Source organism: Streptomyces sp. NPDC021356 (genome assembly GCF_040641015.1).
GTDB lineage: Bacteria > Actinomycetota > Actinomycetes > Streptomycetales > Streptomycetaceae > Streptomyces.
In genome coordinates this window covers 38,002-55,689 of sequence record NZ_JBFACU010000040.1, presented here as the reverse complement: position 1 = coordinate 55,689, position 17,688 = coordinate 38,002, and the positions used below count along the sequence as shown (strand labels likewise).

The window sequence follows — 17,688 nt, the reverse complement described above, 5'->3', positions numbered from 1 at the left end:
GTGTGCGCGGGGAGGTAGACTTGAGGGTGTCTGGCCGGACGCGGGCCCGAGCATGCCCTGAGCGCACCTGTGTGGGGTGCCGGGAACGAGCGGCCAAGACGGATCTGCTGCGGACCGTGGCGATCGAGGGCGAGTGCGCCCCTGATCCTCGCGGTACGCTGCCCGGCCGGGGTGCGTACGTACACCCCGCCCTGGTCTGTCTCGACCAGGCGGTACGCCGCCGGGCGTTCACGCGGGCGTTGCGCGCCCCGGGAGCGCTCGACACAAAGGCGTTGCGCCGGCACGTCGAGCGGACAACAGTTGCCGAACAGGCAACACGGTAGGAAGACATGTCGTACGGAAGCCTCCGTGCGGCCTGGTACCTCGCGAGTCGAAAGCAGGTCGAGATTGCGATGAGCACTCGATGAGTACGCGATGAGTACGCCCATGAACTAGCGACGGTCCGGCCGCAACCCGGACCTCAAAGGAGCGAAGTGGCTAAGGTCCGGGTATACGAACTCGCCAAGGAGTTCGGTGTGGAGAGCAAGGTCGTCATGGCCAAGCTCCAGGAACTCGGTGAATTCGTCCGATCGGCATCCTCGACGATCGAGGCGCCCGTAGTACGCAAACTGACTGACGCCTTCCAGCAGGGCAACGGCAGCGGCAGGTCCGCCAAGCCGGGTGCCCCGAAGAAGGCCGCCCCCAGGCCCCCGGCGCCCTCCCCGGCGCAGGCTGGGGGCCCCTCCCACGGCGTTAAGCCAGTGGGGGACCGTCCGGCTGCGCCCAAGCCGCCGGCCGCCCCCAAGCCCGCCGCGGCGCAGCAGCCCTCGGCCCCCTCGGCCCCCGCGCCGGCCGCTCCCGGCCCGCGTCCGGTGCCGGGTCCCAAGCCCGCCCCGCGTCCGGCCCCGGCCGCGCCGGCCGCGCCGGAGTTCACCGCTCCGCCGTCGGCCCCGGCTCCGTCCCCGGCCGCCTCCCAGGGCCCGCGCCCCGGTGGCGCCCGTCCCGGTGCTCCCAAGCCCGGCGGCGGTCGTCCCGCCGGCGGTGGCCAGGGTCAGGCCCGTCCGGGCCAGGGCGCCGCGCGTCCCGGCGGCCAGGCCGCGCGTCCGGGCGCCCGTCCGGCCGGTCCGCGTCCGGGCAACAACCCCTTCACCTCCGGTGGCTCCACCGGTATGGCGCGCCCGCAGGCGCCCCGTCCGCAGGGCCAGCGGCCCGGCGGCCCCGGCGCTCCCGGCGGCGGTCCCCGTCCGCAGGGGGCCGGCGCCCAGGGCGGCGGTCCGCGTCCGCAGGCTCCGGGCGGTCCGCGCCCGACCCCGGGCTCGATGCCCCGTCCGCAGGGCGGTCCGGGCGGTCCCCGTCCCGGCGGCCCGCGTCCGAACCCCGGCATGATGCCGCAGCGTCCCGCTGCCGGCCCGCGTCCCGGCGGTGGCCCCGGCGGCCGCGGTCCGGGCGGTGCGGGTCGTCCCGGCGGTGCCGGTCGTCCCGGTGGCGGCGGCTTCGCCGGCCGTCCGGGCGGTGGCGGCGGCGGTCGTCCCGGTGGCGGCGGCGGCTTCGCCGGTCGTCCCGGTGGCGGTGGCCCCGGTGGCGGCGGCTTCGGTGGCGGCGGTGGCCGTCCCGGCTTCGGCGGTCGTCCGGGCGGTCCCGGTGGCCGTGGCGGCACGCAGGGTGCCTTCGGCCGTCCCGGCGGTCCGGCGCGTCGTGGCCGCAAGTCGAAGCGGCAGCGGCGCCAGGAGTACGAGGCCATGCAGGCCCCGAGCGTCGGCGGCGTGATGCTGCCGCGCGGCAACGGCGAGACCATCCGTCTCTCCCGCGGCGCGTCGCTCACCGACTTCGCCGAGAAGATCAACGCCAACCCGGCGTCGCTCGTCGCGGTCATGATGAACCTGGGCGAGATGGTCACGGCCACGCAGTCCGTCTCCGACGAGACGCTGCAGCTCCTGGCCGGCGAGATGAACTACAACGTCCAGATCGTCAGCCCCGAGGAGGAGGACCGCGAGCTGCTCGAGTCCTTCGACCTGGAGTTCGGCGAGGACGAGGGCACCGAGGAGGACCTGGTCGTCCGCCCGCCGGTGGTCACCGTCATGGGTCACGTCGACCACGGCAAGACCCGACTGCTCGACGCCATCCGCAAGACGAACGTCATCGCGGGCGAGGCCGGCGGCATCACCCAGCACATCGGTGCCTACCAGGTCGCGACCGAGGTCAACGGCGAGGACCGCGCGATCACCTTCATCGACACCCCGGGTCACGAGGCGTTCACCGCCATGCGTGCCCGTGGTGCGAAGTCGACGGACATCGCGATCCTGGTCGTCGCGGCCAACGACGGCGTCATGCCGCAGACGGTCGAGGCGCTCAACCACGCCAAGGCGGCCGACGTGCCGATCGTCGTCGCGGTCAACAAGATCGACGTCGAGGGCGCGGACCCGACCAAGGTGCGCGGTCAGCTGACCGAGTACGGCCTGGTGGCCGAGGAGTACGGCGGCGACACCATGTTCGTCGACATCTCCGCCAAGCAGGGTCTGCACATCGACAACCTGCTGGAAGCGGTCGTCCTGACCGCCGACGCCTCGCTCGACCTGCGGGCCAACCCGAACCAGGACGCGCAGGGCATCTCGATCGAGTCCCGTCTCGACCGCGGCCGCGGTGCCGTGGCGACGGTCCTCGTCCAGCGAGGCACCCTGCGGGTCGGCGACACGATGGTGGTGGGCGACGCCTACGGCCGCGTGCGCGCCATGCTCGACGACAACGGCAACAACGTCGCCGAGGCCGGCCCGTCGACGCCGGTCCAGGTCCTGGGCCTGACCAACGTCCCGGGTGCGGGTGACAACTTCATCGTGGTGGAGGAGGACCGTACGGCCCGCCAGATCGCGGAGAAGCGCGCAGCCCGTGAGCGCAACGCCGCGTTCGCCAAGCGCACGCGCCGCGTGTCCCTGGAGGACCTGGACAAGGTGCTCAAGGCCGGCGAGGTCCAGCAGCTGAACCTGATCATCAAGGGTGATGCTTCCGGTTCCGTCGAGGCCCTCGAGTCCTCGCTGCTCCAGCTGGACGTCGGCGAAGAGGTCGACATCCGCGTCCTGCACCGCGGCGTCGGTGCGGTCACGGAGTCCGACATCGACCTGGCGATGGGCTCCGACGCCATCGTGATCGGCTTCAACGTGCGCGCGGTCGGCCGTGCGCAGCAGATGGCCGAGCGCGAAGGTGTGGACGTCCGGTACTACTCGGTCATCTACCAGGCGATCGAGGAGATCGAGGCGGCCCTCAAGGGCATGCTCAAGCCGGAGTACGAAGAGGTCGAGCTGGGCACGGCGGAGATCCGCGAGGTCTTCAAGTCGTCCAAGCTGGGCAACATCGCGGGTGTCCTCATCCGCTCCGGCGAGGTCAAGCGCAACACCAAGGCCCGGCTCCTGCGCGATGGCAAGGTCATCGCGGAGAACCTCAACATCGAGGGCCTGCGTCGCTTCAAGGACGACGTCACCGAGATCCGCGAAGGCTTCGAGGGCGGTATCAACCTCGGAAACTTCAACGACATCAAGGTCGACGACGTCATCGCGACGTACGAGATGCGCGAGAAGCCGCGGGTGTAACACCCCACGCAGCGCGCGCACCGGCCGACGGGACTGCTTCCCGTCGGCCGGTGCGCCGTGTCGGGCCCCGCTGCGCACCGCTCCGGCCGGGCGGGAGGGAAACCCCGTCGAGCCTCCGCCGGGTTCGGGGTACCGTTCTTGATGTCCCTGCCCGTATCGAAGGCAGGACCATCGACCCCGTACCGGCGGGCAACCCGGACACACATGTACGTGGGGACTCTGTCCTTCGACCTCCTCCTCGGCGACGTCCACTCGCTGAAGGAGAAGCGCTCCGTCGTCCGCCCGATCGTCGCCGAGCTCCAGCGCAAGTACGCGGTGAGCGTGGCCGAGGTGGACCACATGAACCTCCACCGGCGAGCCGTCATCGGCCTCGCCGCGGTCTCGGGCGACGCGACACACCTGACCGACGTACTGGACCGGTGCGAGCGGCTGGTCGCCGGGCGTCCCGAAGTGGAGCTGCTGTCCGTCAGGCGGCGCTTCCACGGCGAGGACGACGGCTAGCGGCGCGGCGGAGCGCACCACATGGCACCACACCACAGAACGTAGAAGAGAAAAGAACGGGAGACGGACCAGTGGCCGACAACGCGCGGGCGAAAAGGCTGGCGGACCTCATCCGAGAGGTGGTGGCCCAGAAGCTGCAGCGCGGGATCAAGGACCCGCGGCTCGGCTCGCACGTCACCATCACGGACACCAGGGTCACGGGCGACCTGCGGGAGGCGACCGTCTTCTACACGGTCTACGGCGACGACGAGGAGCGCGCGGCCGCGGCGGCCGGGCTGGAGAGCGCCAAGGGCATCCTGCGCTCCGAGGTCGGCCGGGCGGCCGGGGTGAAGTTCACCCCGACCCTCACCTTCGTCGCGGACGCCCTCCCGGACACCGCCCGGACCATCGAGGACCTGCTCGACAAGGCACGCCAGTCCGACGCCAAGGTGCGGGAGGCGTCCGCGGGCGCCGCTTACGCCGCCGGCGCGGACCCGTACCGCAAGCCGGGCTCCGAGGACGACGCCGACGAGACGGACGACAGCACCGAATGACCAGCAAGCCCACCCCGCCCGACGGCCTCGTCATCGTCGACAAGCCGTCGGGCTTCACCTCGCACGACGTCGTGGCCAAGATGCGCGGGATCGCGAAGACCCGCCGCGTCGGCCACGCCGGCACCCTCGACCCCATGGCGACCGGGGTCCTCGTCCTCGGCGTGGAGAAAGCCACCAAGCTCCTCGGGCACCTCGCCCTGACCGAGAAGGAGTACGTCGGCACCGTCCGGCTCGGCCAGAACACGCTCACCGACGACGCCGAAGGGGAGATCACCTCCTGCGCCGATGCCTCAGGGGTCACCCGCGAGGCCGTCGACATCGCCGTGGCCAAGCTGACCGGCGACATCATGCAGGTGCCGTCCAAGGTCAGCGCCATCAAGATCAACGGCGTGCGGTCGTACAAGCGGGCCCGCGAGGGCGAGGAGTTCGAGATCCCGGCCCGGCCGGTGACCATCTCCTCCTTCCAGGTGTACGACGTGCGCGAGGCCGTCGCCGAGGACGGCACCCCCGTGCTCGACCTGGTCGTCTCGGTGGTCTGCTCCTCGGGCACCTACATCCGCGCCCTCGCCCGCGACCTGGGCGCCGACCTCGGTGTCGGCGGCCACCTCACGGCGCTGCGGCGCACCCGCGTGGGCCCCTACAAGCTGGACGCCGCAAGGACGCTCGACCAGCTCCAGCAGGAGCTGACCGTCATGCCGGTCGCCGACGCCGCCACCGCTGCCTTCCCCCGCTGGGACGTCGACACCCGGCGGGCCCGGCTGCTCACCAACGGCGTGCGCCTGGAGATGCCCGAGGAGTACGCGGGCGCGGGCCCCGTCGCCGTCTTCGACCCCGAGGGACGCTTCCTCGCGCTGGTGGAGGACCAGCGGGGCAAGGCCAAGAGCCTGGCAGTCTTCGGCTGACCCGGTCGCCCGTGGAGCGGCGGCGGCGGACACGGGGTGTTCCCCGGCCGCCGCTCCACGGTCCCCCCTCGGTTCCCCCACTCCTAGGGTGTATCCGGCGACCCCCGGCTATTCACCCGACCGTGCAGGCGCTCGGAGTGAACGGAGGGAGCGCAGGGGGGCGCGTTCGCCTCACGATCTTCCCGGCTGATCGTTCCGTGCCTACCGTCGAGTCAGGGCAGAGCCTGGACAGGCTGCACGACGGCACGGCGGGGAGGTCCGACCATGGGAGCAGGGGCCCCGCGGCCGACGGCCGCGCACGGCCGGGGGAGCCGGCCGGCCGCCGAGACGCCCGCCGATGCCCCCGCCGTCGGGAGCGGCGGCGGTCGGCCCGCCCTGAGGGCACCGGCGTGCGCCGACCCGTACGGCGCGGCGGCGGCCCGCCGATCGGTCCACCTGGCCACGGCCGGGGCCCGCGACCGCCTCCTGGAGGGCGCCCTGGTGTGCGTCCGCGACCCGGCGGGGCGCCCCCGCGGCACCGGCTTCGCCGCCGACCACCGGGGCACGGTGATCACCAGCCACGAGGCCGTCGACGGCCTCACCCGCCTCGTGCTGCACACCCCGGGCGCGGACGACCGCTCCTGCGTGGTGACCTCCGCCGCGGTGACCTCGCTGCCCGGGCTGGGCCTCGCCCTCGTACGGACCGAGGGCCTGGACGTGCCCCCGCTGCCCGTGTCGGTGCGCGGCCGGGTGCGGACGGGACAGTACGTACGGTTCCCCGCCGGGGGCTGGCGCGAGGCCCGCGTACTGGGCACGACCGCCGTGACCTACCCGGCCGCGGACCGCTTCCATCTCCTGCCCGGCGTCCTCGAACTGGCCATCGGCACGGCTGGCCGCGACGCGCTCCGGCCGGGCGGTGGGGCGGCGGGGGGACCGGTGCTCGACCTGGAGACCGGCGCCGTGGTCGGCGTCCTCGGCACGGCGCTGCGCTCCGGCACCGGGGGCGCCGGGTTCGCCGTGCCGCTGCCGTTCGACGACGGCCCCCTGACCGAGCTGCTCGCCCGCAACGCGGCCACCGTGCCCGCCTACGGCCCCGATCTCAACGTGGCGGGCGTTCTGGAACTGACGGCCACCTCCGTGGCGCAGGACGCGCCCCGCGGCGCCCTGCCGGACCACGCGTCCGCCCCGGCGACCGTCCTGACGGGGCCCGGGGCCGCTTCGGTGGGCTCGGAAGCCGTCCCGGGGGGACCGGCTACCGTCCTGGCGGGCTCGGCCACCGTCCTGACCGGTCCGGTGACGGCAGTGTCCAGCCCGCCGGCCGCCGGGTCCGGCCCGGTGACCGTCCGGCCGGGCCCGGCGAGCGGCCGGCCCCGGGGGCCGGTCGAACGGGCCGGCGTGCTGCGGGAGCTGGAGGCGTTCGGGCACGGCCCGGCCGCCGTGCTGGGCCTCGTGGGGGCGCCCGGCAGCGGCCGTACCACCGAACTCGCGGCGCTGGCCGGGCGCCGCGCCCGGGGAGACGCCCCCGCGCCCACCCTCTGGCTGCGCGGGGCCGACCTGGACGGCGCCGACGCCTCGGTGGCGGACGCGGCGGGCCGGGCGCTGGACCGCGCCGCCCGGATCGTGTCCGCCGCTCGGGCACCGCTGCCGACCGACCTCACCGACCTCACCCCGGAGCGCGTCGCCCGTCTCGCCCGCGCCCACGGACGCCCGCTGCTGGTCCTGCTGGACGGCCCCGAGGAGATGCCGGCCGTCCTCGCCCGACGGCTCGCCGAGTGGACCGGGGCGACCGCGCGGTGGCTGCGTGCCACGGGAGCGCGGCTGGTGGTGGCGTGCCGGGACGAGTACTGGGAGGGAGCGGGGGCGTTGTTCCCGCCGGATCTGCTGCATCTGCCGACCGGATCGGAGGCGGGCGGGCGCGCCGGGGAGCCGGGCCCCGCCGAGCACGCCGGCCGGTTGGGGGAGGTCCCGGGTACGCAGGGCATCGGGGGTGCCGAGGGCATCGGGGGCGCGGAAGGCGTCGGGGGTGCGGAGGGCCATGAGGGTGCGGAGGGCCGGGCCTGCCTGCCGGGCCTTCCGCCGCCCTGTCTGCTCCTCGGCGACCTGCGGCCGGAGGAGGCGCGTGAGGCCCGCGCCCGGTACGGCGTCCCGGACGGCGCCCTGGCGGAGGCCGACGCCCGGCACCCGCTCACCCTCCGGCTCCTGGCCGAGGTGCGCGCGGCCCTGCCCGGCACCGGCGGCCACCCCCGCCTGGACCGTACCGACGTCCTCGCGGCCCACCTGGACCTGATGTGCCTGCGCGTCGCGGTCCGCCTCGCCGCGGAGAACGACCTGCGCGGTACAGCGGTCCGCCGCCTCGCGGCCAAGGTCTCCGGCCAGGTGCACGAGGCCGCCCGCCGCAGCCTCGGCCCCGGTCCGGGCGGACTGGACCGGGCGACGTTCGAAGAGGTGTTCCCGTGGGGGCCGGCCCCCGCCCGTCTCGGCGGCGGCACCGGCTGGGCGTCCGCCGTCCTCACCGAGGGACTTCTCGTCCCGGCCGGCGACGGCTACCGCTTCGCGCACGAGGAACTCGCCGACTGGATCCAGGGCGCCCACCTCGACCTGGACGAAGCCCTGCGCGTCCTGGTCCACCGGCGGCACGTCCCCGGTGAACCGCGCCACCCCCGGCCCGTCCCGCACCACCGCATCGGCCCGGTCGTCCAGGCCCTGCTCCTGCTGGCCCGCCACCACGGCACGCGCCGGCTCGCCGTCCGGCTGGAGGAACTGCTGTGCGCCCTGGACGGCGACCCGCACTCCTGGTGGGCGTCGCGGCTGCTCGCCGCGGTCCTCCTGCGCGTCCCGGACGCGGCGCCGTACGCCGGTGTGCTGCGGCTGCTCGCCGACCGGCTCGGCGTCTGGCGGGAGTGCGGCCTGCCCGTGCCCGGCGGTTTCGGACCCGCCTTCTGGACCGCGCTGCACCTGCCGGTCACCGACCGCTGCGACCTGCTCAGGCGCCTCCTCGTCGCCGACGATCCGACCCGGGAGCCGCCCGACTCGCCCGACTCGCCCGGCACATCCCTCACCCGTGCCGACGCAGCCGCCCCGACCGCGCCCTCTCTCGGCACGCGGGCCCGCGCTCCACGCGCCCCGCGCCCGCCCCGCTACCTCGACGCCCTCGCGTGCCTCCTCACCGCCGACCCGGCCGCCGTAGGACCGCACCTCACCCGCTGGTTCGACGACGAGCGGCCCCTGCCCGCGGCCCCGCGGGCCACCGTGGCCACGGCCGCCCAGGCGCTGCTCTACGCCCACCGGCACCGCGCCCCCGACGACCTCGCCGACACCCTTGCCGACTGTGCGCACCCGCGGGCCGCCGAACTGCTGACCGCGCTCGCCGAGGAGGAACCGTCCGCGCTGTGCCGGGCCGTCGACCGGTGGGCGTGCGACGAACGCCAGGACCGCCGCACGACGGCGGTCGAGTACGGCCTGCGCACCGCCCCCCACGCGCGGACCGGGACCGACCGCGAACTGCTGTGCCGCGCCGCCCTCGCCGTCCTCGCCCGCCCCGCCGACACCGCCCTGCACGGCCACGCGCTCGCCCTCCTAGTCGCGGACCCCGCCGCGCGCGCCCGCCATCTGCCGCAGGCCCTGCGGCACTTCGCGACCGGCGACGCCCAGCTCCCGCCGAGCGCGCTGGCCCCCGCTCTCGCCACCCACCCCGAGACGGTCCTGGCCGCCTTCGGGGAACGGCTGCGGCACGGCCCCGACGCCGGGGAGACACTGCGGACCCTCACCGAGGTCACCACGCCCGCCCTCGCCCGCCGCGTCGCCGCCGTCGTCCGCGAGGCGGTGGCGCGGCGACCGGACACCGCGGAGGCCGTGGCCGCCTGCGTCGACCGGCGCCTGTGCCCCGGGCCGGATGCCCGTTCGGTGCTGTTCCCCCTGGTCAGCGGGCTCCTGGAGAGCGGCTGCCCGGCAGCGCTGCGGTCGGCGCTCGGCGGGATGCTGGTCGCTCCAGGTCTCCCGGCCTCCCGGGCGCTGCGCCGGGAACTCCTCGACCTCCTGCTCGCCCACGAGAGCGACCCGGCCGTGCTCGACGCGGTGCTGCGCGCCGCCGCGCCGAACGCCGACGAGGATCTCGGGCACCTCGTGCACCGGGTCGGCCTGCTGCTCGTCCGCACCCCGGAGGGCGCGGCCGTGTTCGACCGCGCGCTCGTGGAACTGGCCCGGCACGTCCCCGGCTTCGCCGCACGCGTGGCCGGCTGGCTCACCGGAGCCCCGTACGACTGGGCCGCCGTCGTGGGCCCCAGCGCCCGCCGCGCGATCGAGAACCTGGCCGGGGCGGTGGTCCCCGTCTGACGGCGTCCGGGGCGGGGCGCGAGGAGGGGCAGGTGGACGGAGTGCGGGAGCGTGGTCCGGTCACCCCGTCCAGGTACGTGCGCCCGGTCACAGCGTCCATGCCGATGCGGGCGCGGAACGCGCGGCATGGCACCCTTAGACCTGCGGACAAGGCAGCAAGCCGACCTAGACGACGGCATCTAGGCAACACGGACACGGGTTCGACGAGGAGCGGTCACAGTGCAGCGCTGGCGTGGCTTGGAGGACATCCCCCAGGACTGGGGGCGCAGCGTCGTCACCATCGGCTCGTACGACGGAGTCCACCGCGGCCACCAGCTCATCATCGAGCACGCCGTGAACCGCGCCCGGGAGCTGGGCGTGCCCTCCGTCGTCGTCACCTTCGACCCGCACCCCAGCGAGGTCGTGCGCCCCGGCAGCCACCCGCCGCTGCTCGCTCCCCACCACCGCCGTGCCGAGCTGATGGCCGAGCTGGGCGTGGACGCGGTCCTCGTCCTGCCCTTCACCACCGAGTTCTCGCAGCTGTCCCCGGCCGACTTCGTCGTCAAGGTGCTGGTCGACAAGCTGCACGCCAAGGCGGTCGTCGAGGGCCCGAACTTCCGCTTCGGCCACCGGGCCGCCGGGAACGTCGACTTCCTCGTCGAGCAGGGCAAGCTCTACGACTTCGAGGTCGAGGTCGTCGACCTGTACGTCACCGGTGAGGCGGGCGGCGGCGAGCCGTTCTCCTCGACGCTGACCCGCCGTCTGGTCGCCGAGGGCGACGTCACGGGCGCCCGCGAGATCCTCGGCCGCCCGCACCGGGTGGAGGGCGTGGTGGTCCGCGGTGCCCAGCGGGGCCGCGAACTGGGCTTCCCCACGGCCAACGTCGAGACGCTCCCGCACACCGCGATCCCCGCCGACGGCGTCTACGCCGGTTACCTCCACGCCCAGGGCGAGGTGATGCCGGCCGCCGTCTCCGTCGGCACGAACCCGCAGTTCGACGGCACCGAGCGCACCGTCGAGGCGTACGCGATCGACCGCGTCGGCCTCGACCTGTACGGTCTGCACGTCGCCGTCGACTTCCTGGCCTTCGTCCGCGGCCAGGCCAAGTTCGACTCGCTGGACGCCCTGCTGGAGACGATGTCCGAGGACGTCAAGAAGTGCCGCGAGATCATCGCGGCGGACGAGCAGCAGCGCTGACGCACGGCCCGGCTGCCCCGCAGGCCGGCTGACCGGTGGGCGTCGCAGGGCCGCCGGACGTCCGGTGGGCCGGTGACCGGACGCCCGGCAGTCCGCCCGCCGGCAGTCCGTCCGCGGATAGTCCGTCCGCCGGTAGTCCGGTGGTCGGCGCGTCAGCCGGTCGGCGGTCCGGCGGTCGGCCGTCCCGCAGGAGCGCGCGGCCGTGCCCCGCGTCCGTCAGTCCGCTGACGCTGCCGTCGCCGTCGTCGCCGCCCCCGCGCCGTCCGCGGCTCCCGCTGCCGTCCCCGCGCCGTCCGCGGCTCCCGACGCAGCCCCTTCGGTCCGTGCCCGGGCCCAGTGGCAGGCGACCTGGGTCTCGGCGCCGCCGTGCAGGATCTCCAGGTCCTCACTCCGGCACGCGTCGGCTACACCGGCGCGTGCCGCCTCGCCGCCGGCCAGGATCTGGCAGCGGGCGTGGAAGCGGCAGCCACCGGGGATACGGGACGGGTCCGGGGGCTCACCGGCGAGGACGACCGGTGCCCCGGGCGCCTCCGGCAGCACGGACAGCAGGGCCTGGGTGTAAGGGTGCCGGGGCGCGGTCAGCACCTGCTCCACGTCGCCCGTCTCCACGATCCGCCCGAGATACATCACCGCCACGCGGTCGGCGATGTTCCAGGCCAGCCCCAGGTCATGGGTCACCACCAGCGCGGAGAGGCCGAGTTCGGTGCGCAGCCGCAGCAGCAGCGCCAGGATCTCGCCGCGCACGGACGCGTCGAGGGAGGCGACCGGTTCGTCGGCGACGAGCAGTTCCGGTTCCAGGACCAGCGCACCCGCGATGACGACCCGCTGGCGCTGGCCGCCGGACAGCTCGTGCGGATAGCGCAGGAAGAACCGCTCCGGCGGGCGCAGCCCGGCGCGGGACAGGGCCTCGGCCACCGCGGCCCGTTCGTCGCCCGCGTACCCGTGGATGCGCAGGCCCTCGGCGACGGCGTCGTACACCGTGTGCCGCGGGTTGAGCGAGCCGCTCGGGTCCTGGAGGACCAGTTGGGCCCGCTTGCGGTACGCCTTCAAGGCGCGGGCGGAGTGGTCGAGCGGTGCGCCGTCGAAGGTGACGCGGCCCGCGGTCGGCGGGACCAGGCCGAGCAGCGAACGGGCCAGCGTCGTCTTGCCGCAGCCCGACTCACCGACCAGTGCCACGATCTCGCCCGGCCGGATCTCGAGGTCCACGCCGTCCACGGCCCGGGCGGTCGGCGCGCCGTGCCGGCCGGGGAAGGCGACGTGCAGCCCCGCGACGCTCAGCAGCGGGGGCGGGGTGGTCGTCATGCGGTGCTGCTCCTCACTTCCGCGTCCTGCGCGTCCTGCGTGGACTGCGCCTCCTGCGTGGACCGCCCGGAATGCCCGGACTGCGCGGACGCCGCGTCGCCAGTTGTCTCCCCGTCGCCGTCCCCGGCCCCGACGCGCACACACGCCGCCCGCCGGTCGGCGCCCGCCGCCCGCAGTGCCTGGTCCTGCGTCGCGCAGACGTCCAGGGCGACCGGGCACCGCGGGTGGAACGCGCACCCGGGCGGCACCGCCGCCGGATCGGGCGGGTCGCCGGGCAGACCGCGCGGGGCGAACCGCGAGCCCGGGTCGCCGATCCGGGGGAACGCCCCCGACAGGGCCTTGCCGTAGGGGTGCCGGGCGTCCTCGTAGACCTGCCGGGCCGGGCCCTCCTCGACGACCCGGCCGGCGTACATCACCGCGAGCCGGTCGCAGGTGTCGGCCAGTACGGCCAGGTCGTGGCTGATCATGATCAGGCCCACGTCCTGCTCGCTGACCAACTCCTCGATCAGGCGCAGGATCTGGGCCTGGATCATCACGTCCAGCGCGGTGGTGGGCTCGTCGGCGATGATCAGCCGCGGGTCGCAGGCCAGCGCCATCGCGATCATCACGCGCTGCCGCTGGCCGCCGGACAGTTCGTGCGGGTACGCGGACGCGCGCGCCGCCGGCAGTCCCACCTGCTCCAGCAGCTCACCGGCCCGCCTCCTGGCGCCGGCGGGGCTCGCCTTGCGGTGCAGCAGGATCGGCTCGGCGATCTGGTCGCCGACGCGGTGCACGGCGTTCAGCGAGTGCATCGCGCCCTGGAAGACGATCGACGCCCCGGCCCAGCGCACCGCCCGCACCCGGCCCCACTTCATCGCCAGCACGTCCTCGCCGTCCAGCAGGATCTCCCCGCCGGTACGGGCCCCGGCGGGCAGCAGCCGCAGCAGAGACAGCGCCAGCGTGGACTTGCCGCAGCCGGACTCGCCCGCGATGCCGAGCTTCTCGCCCGCGCCGAGGGACAGGTCGACGCCGCGTACGGCGGCGGCACCGCCGGGATACGTCACGTGCAGGTCCCGGACCTCCAGGAGGCTCAACGGGCCACCCCCAGCCTGGGGTTGAGAACGGCTTCCACGGCACGCCCGCACAGCGTGAACGCCAGTGCCACGACGGCGATCGCGATGCCCGGTGGCACCAGGTACCACCAGTCGCCGGAGCTGACCGCCCCCGCCTCCCGCGCGTCCTGCAGCAGCCCGCCCCAGGACACCACCGTCGGATCCCCGAGTCCGAGGAAGGCGAGCGTCGCCTCGGCCAGGATCGCGGAGGAGATGATCAGGGTCGTCTGGGCGAGGACCAGCGGCATGACGTTGGGCAGGACGTGCCGGGACATGACGTGCCAGTGCCCGCCGCCGAGCGCCTTCGCGCGTTCGATGTACGGCCGTGACTCCACCGCCAGCGTCTGCGCCCGCACCAGGCGGGCCGTCGTGGGCCAGGTGGTCACGCCGATCGCCAGCACGATCGTGCCGAGGGAGCGGGACAGGACGGTCGCGAGCGCGATGGCGAGCACCAGGGTAGGCATCACCAGGAACCAGTCCGTGACCCGCATCATCACCGTGGCGTACCAGCCGCGGAAGTGCCCCGCCGTGACCCCGATGAGCGCGCCGATCGCCACGGACAGCACGGCGGCGAGCAGCCCGACCAGCAGGGAGACACGCGAACCCCAGACGAGCAGCCCCAGCAGGTTCCGCCCGAACTGGTCGGTGCCGAGGGGGAAGTGGCCGCTCGGGCCCTGCAACGGCTGCCCCGGCGCGTCGGTCACGCTGTCCACGTCCGACCCGACGGTCAGCGGCGCGGTCAGCGCGACGAGCGCGAACAGCACGAGCGCGGCGAGGCCGAACACGCCTGCGCGGTGCTTGCGGTACTCCTTCCAGAAGCGTGCGGCGGAGGCACGGCGGCGCCGCCGGGCGAGCGCACGGGGCCCGAGCGCCGCGGCCTTCTTCCCGGCGCTTCCGGGGCTTCCGGGGCTCCCCGTGTCCCCGGTGCCCCCTCGGCTCCCGGCGGGTTCGGCGGCTTCGGTGGTCTCGGCGGTCATCGGCCCACCCTCGGATCGAGCAGCGGATACAGCAGGTCGGCGAGAGTGTTCATCACGATCACCGCCGCGGCGAAGACGAAGAACAGCCCCTGCACCAGCGGCAGATCGGGCACGCTCAGCGCCTGGTAGAACAGCCCGCCGAGCCCCGGCCAGGAGAAGACCGTCTCGACGAGGATGACACCGGCCACGGTCCGGCCCAGGTTGACGAAGATCAGCGTCACGGTCGGCAGCAGCGCGTTCGGCACGGCGTGCCGGCGCCGTACGAGATCGTCGCGCAGCCCCTTCGCCCGCGCGGTCGTCAGATAGTCGCTGCCCATCTCGTCCAGCAGCGCCGACCGGGTGACCAGCAGGGTCTGCCCGTACTCGACCGCGACCAGCGTCACCACCGGCAGCACGAGATGGTGGACGACGTCGAGGACGTAGGCGAAGCCCTCCTTGCCGCCCGACTCCATGCCGCCGGTCGGGAACAGGCCCGGGACCGGGCCCACGCCGACCGACAGGACGATGATGAGCAGCAGCCCCAGCCAGAACGACGGGATGGAGTACAGCGTCAGCGCCAGCCCGGTGTGGACACGGTCCCCGAGCTTGCCGTGCCGCCACGCCGAGCGGGTGCCGAGGAAGACGCCCAGCGCGGTGTAGAGGACGAAGGCCGTGCCGGTGAGCAGCAGGGTGTTGGGCAGCGCCTCGGTGATCTTGTCGACGACGGGCGCCCGGAACTGGTACGACGTCCCGAGGTCGCCGGTGAGGGCCTTGCCGCAGTAGTGCGTGAACTGCTCCCACAGCGGCAGGTCGAGCCCGAACTCCCGCCGGTAGACGGCGATCTGCTCCGCCGAGACCGGACGGCCGCCGGTCATGAACTTCACCGGGTCGCCCGGGATCAGCCGGAAGAGGAAGAAGCTGGTGACGAGGACGGCGAGCAGGGACACGGCCGCGCCGGCCAGCTTGCCCGCCACGTACCGCGGATAGCCGGTGGCGAGGAGCCTTTGGGCCGCCCCGGCCGCCCGCCCCCCGCCCGCCGGTCCGGAACCCGCCGGTCCTGATCCCGCCGCCGGTCCGGAACCCGCCGGTCCTGATCCCGCCGCCGGTCCGGATCCCGCCGGACCGGCGGCGGCGCCCCCGGCCGGCGAGGATGTCGCTTCAGTGGTCATGAGCACCTGCACCTGTACGCGGGGACACGGTCGTCGGCGTCCTATTCACGGTCTTCGGCCGTCGCGCGGCGGCGCACGGTGAAGAGCACCGCGAGGCCGCCGAGGACGACGACGCCCACGACGATCCCGATCACGACACCGGTCGAGGACGAACCGCCGGAGGAGTCGCCGGAGTCCGCGGGAACGGCCGACCACCAGCTCCAGTAGCCGTCCTGCCCGTAGATGTTGCCCGCCGCGGACGGCATGGTGGTGATCGACTTGATCTGGTCCGTGCGGTAGGCCTCGACCGCGTTCGGATAGGCCATGACGTTCATGTACCCCAGGTCGTACAGCCGCGACTCCATCCGCTTGACGATGTCCGCCCGTTTGGCGGGGTCGTACTCGGCGAGCTGCTGGGCGTACAGGTCGTCGTACGTCTTGTCGCAGATGAAGTTGTCGGTGGCGCCGGTGTCCTTCGGGGTCTGCGGGCGGGCGGCGCAGGTGTGGATGGAGAGCACGAAGTCCGGGTCGGGGTTGACGGACCAGCCGTCGAAGGCCAGGTCGTACTTGCCGGCCAGCCACGGGTCGGTCACGTTGTCCAGGCAGTCGAGGGTGATCCCGATGCCGAGCTTGCCCCACCACTCCTGGAGGTACTTGCCGACCGCCTTGTCGTTCGGGTCGGTGGCGTGGCACAGGACGCGGTAGTTCAGCGGCTTGCCGTCCTTGCCCACGCGCTTGCCGTCGGCGTTCTTCTCGTACCCGGCCTGGTCGAGGAGCTGCCCCGCCTCGACCGGGTCGTACTTCAGCTCCTGAGCGGCCGTCGGCTTGTAGAAGTACTGCGTGAAGCGCGGCGGGACGTAGCCCTGCCCCTCCACCGCGTGGCCCTGGAACACCTTGTCGACGATCGTCTTGCGGTCCACCGCCATGAACAGCGCGTGCCGCACCCGCTCGTCCCGCAGCGACGGGTCGCCGTCACCGATCCCGGTGCCGTTCTTCGCCTGTGCGCCCGGGTTGGTGGCCAGGGCGTAGAAACGGCGCCCGGGGGCGTCGTTGACGTGGATGTCCTTGTCGCCCTTGAGGGAGGCGGCCTGGGCGGGGGTCAGCGAGGGCGAACCGGCGACGAACGACACCTCGCCCTTGCGCAGCGCGGCGACGGCGGCGTCCTGGTCCTTGTAGTAACGGAACACCAGTTCGTCGAACTTCGGGGCGCCCCGCCAGAAGTCCTGATTGGCCTTCAGTCGCACATAGCTGTCCGGCTTGTAGTCCGTGAGCACGAAAGGACCGTTCCCGACGATCGGGAAGGTCTTGTCGTTGTTGAACTTCGAGAAGTCCTTGACCTTCTCCCAGACATGCTTGGGCACGATCGGCACGTCGAGCGCGGTCATCGTGGCCTGCGGCTTCTTGAGCCGGATCACCAGCTGGGTGGGGCTGGGCGCGGTCACCTCGGCGAAGTTGCCGACGAAGCTCCCGTTGGCGGTGGCGGCGCCCTCGTCGGTCATCATCTTGTTGAACGTCCACGCCGCGTCCTCGGCGGAGGCCTGCTGCCCGTCCGACCACTTCGAGTCGGTGCGGATCGTGTACGTCCAGGTCAGCTTGTCCGGCGACGACTGCCACTTGGTGGCCAGACCCGGGATGACGTGGTTGTCCTTGGGGTCGTAGTTCGTCAGGTACTCGTACATCAGCCGGTGGATGCTCGTGCTGAGCAGCCGTACGGCCAGGAAGGGGCTGAGCGAGTCGACGCTCTGCGCGACGGCGACGGTGAGCACCTTCTTGCCCTGGTCGCCCTGGCTGTCCTGCGCGGCCTGGTCAGCCTGGGCGGCTTGTGCGCCTTGGGCGGTGCGGGCCGGCTGGGCGGCCGACGCGGAGGGGGCGGCGAGCCCGGACGCGAGGAGGAGCGCGGCGGCGCCCGCGGCGGCGAGGAACCGTGTTCTCCCCGGTCGGGGGCCGTTACGTCCACTGCCGTGCTGATCGTGTGTGTTCATGGCTCGGTGACCTCGCGTCGTCGCCCGCGCGGGACGCGGGGCGCCCCGCGCGAGGCGGGCTTGAACAGAAGTGAACAGGCTGGAACGAGCTGTAAAGGTGCTGGAACGAGCTTGATCGGGAGACGCCGACGGAATGAAATGTGTGTCTATCAGCGGCAGTCTGCGCGCGTCAACGGTATGTCAAACCCCATGTGGCCTGCGGAAACAACAAATGCGCCGCTCCGTG

General features: G+C 73.7%; 12 protein-coding genes. 7 read left to right on the top strand and 5 right to left on the bottom strand.

The genetic code is table 11. The features are described 5' to 3' along the window. Positions 1-26: 26 nt before the first annotated feature. The 7 genes from AB0G56_RS35840 (at position 27) to AB0G56_RS35810 (ending at position 10,983) form a co-directional block, all read left to right on the top strand. Complete coding sequence (locus AB0G56_RS35840) at positions 27-323, top strand: YlxR family protein (protein WP_360978385.1); 297 nt, start codon at positions 27-29, stop codon at positions 321-323. Between the two features lie 150 nt (positions 324-473). After that, positions 474-3,560 carry a translation initiation factor IF-2 gene (gene infB, locus AB0G56_RS35835; protein WP_360978382.1) on the top strand — a complete coding sequence of 1,029 codons (3,087 nt, stop codon included), beginning with the start codon at positions 474-476 and terminating at the stop codon, positions 3,558-3,560. A gap of 204 nt (positions 3,561-3,764) precedes the next feature. Continuing rightward, a complete protein-coding gene (locus AB0G56_RS35830) occupies positions 3,765-4,061 on the top strand; it encodes a DUF503 domain-containing protein (protein WP_360978379.1) in 297 nt (98 codons plus the stop codon). 71 nt (positions 4,062-4,132) lie between these two features. Beyond that, positions 4,133-4,594 carry a 30S ribosome-binding factor RbfA gene (gene rbfA, locus AB0G56_RS35825; protein ID WP_360978376.1) on the top strand — a complete coding sequence of 154 codons (462 nt, stop codon included), beginning with the start codon at positions 4,133-4,135 and terminating at the stop codon, positions 4,592-4,594. Continuing rightward, complete coding sequence (gene truB, locus AB0G56_RS35820) at positions 4,591-5,496, top strand: tRNA pseudouridine(55) synthase TruB (protein ID WP_360978373.1); 906 nt, start codon at positions 4,591-4,593, stop codon at positions 5,494-5,496. Before rbfA ends, truB begins: the two co-directional genes overlap by 4 nt. 480 nt (positions 5,497-5,976) lie before the next feature. Continuing rightward, positions 5,977-9,807, top strand: a complete 3,831-nt coding sequence (locus tag AB0G56_RS35815; RefSeq protein WP_360978418.1) for a trypsin-like peptidase domain-containing protein — start codon at positions 5,977-5,979, stop codon at positions 9,805-9,807. Positions 9,808-10,026: 219 nt separating this feature from the next. After that, positions 10,027-10,983, top strand: coding sequence for a bifunctional riboflavin kinase/FAD synthetase (locus tag AB0G56_RS35810; RefSeq protein ID WP_360978370.1), 957 nt, complete (start codon positions 10,027-10,029; stop codon positions 10,981-10,983). Between the two features lie 216 nt (positions 10,984-11,199). On the opposite strand, the gene AB0G56_RS35805 is transcribed toward AB0G56_RS35810, so the two are convergent. From AB0G56_RS35805 to AB0G56_RS35785, 5 genes are read right to left on the bottom strand one after another with little or no spacing between them, the layout of a single operon-like run. Further along, positions 11,200-12,285, bottom strand: coding sequence for an ABC transporter ATP-binding protein (locus AB0G56_RS35805; protein WP_360978367.1), 1,086 nt, complete (start codon positions 12,283-12,285; stop codon positions 11,200-11,202). Next, complete coding sequence (locus AB0G56_RS35800; RefSeq protein WP_360978364.1) at positions 12,282-13,358, bottom strand: ABC transporter ATP-binding protein; 1,077 nt, start codon at positions 13,356-13,358, stop codon at positions 12,282-12,284. The genes AB0G56_RS35805 and AB0G56_RS35800 overlap by 4 nt, the downstream gene beginning before the upstream one ends. Beyond that, positions 13,355-14,353, bottom strand: coding sequence for an ABC transporter permease (locus AB0G56_RS35795; protein WP_360978361.1), 999 nt, complete (start codon positions 14,351-14,353; stop codon positions 13,355-13,357). The genes AB0G56_RS35800 and AB0G56_RS35795 overlap by 4 nt, the downstream gene beginning before the upstream one ends. After that, positions 14,350-15,501, bottom strand: coding sequence for an ABC transporter permease (locus AB0G56_RS35790; protein WP_360978358.1), 1,152 nt, complete (start codon positions 15,499-15,501; stop codon positions 14,350-14,352). Before AB0G56_RS35790 ends, AB0G56_RS35795 begins: the two co-directional genes overlap by 4 nt. A gap of 41 nt (positions 15,502-15,542) precedes the next feature. Beyond that, on the bottom strand, positions 15,543-17,462 hold the full coding sequence (locus tag AB0G56_RS35785; protein WP_360978355.1) for an ABC transporter substrate-binding protein: 1,920 nt from the start codon (positions 17,460-17,462) through the stop codon (positions 15,543-15,545). Between the last annotated feature and the right edge of the window lie 226 nt (positions 17,463-17,688).

Excerpts from the sequence above, each read along its gene's own strand:
- truB (WP_360978373.1), top strand. The coding sequence starts at position 4,591 with ATGACCAGCAAGCCCACCCCGCCCGACGGCCTCGTCATCGTCGACAAG.
- AB0G56_RS35830 (WP_360978379.1), top strand. The coding sequence starts at position 3,765 with ATGTACGTGGGGACTCTGTCCTTCGACCTCCTCCTCGGCGACGTCCAC.
- AB0G56_RS35785 (WP_360978355.1), bottom strand. The coding sequence starts at position 17,462 with ATGAACACACACGATCAGCACGGCAGTGGACGTAACGGCCCCCGACCG.
- AB0G56_RS35795 (WP_360978361.1), bottom strand. The coding sequence starts at position 14,353 with ATGACCGCCGAGACCACCGAAGCCGCCGAACCCGCCGGGAGCCGAGGG.
- AB0G56_RS35790 (WP_360978358.1), bottom strand. The coding sequence starts at position 15,501 with ATGACCACTGAAGCGACATCCTCGCCGGCCGGGGGCGCCGCCGCCGGT.
- AB0G56_RS35805 (WP_360978367.1), bottom strand. The coding sequence starts at position 12,285 with ATGACGACCACCCCGCCCCCGCTGCTGAGCGTCGCGGGGCTGCACGTC.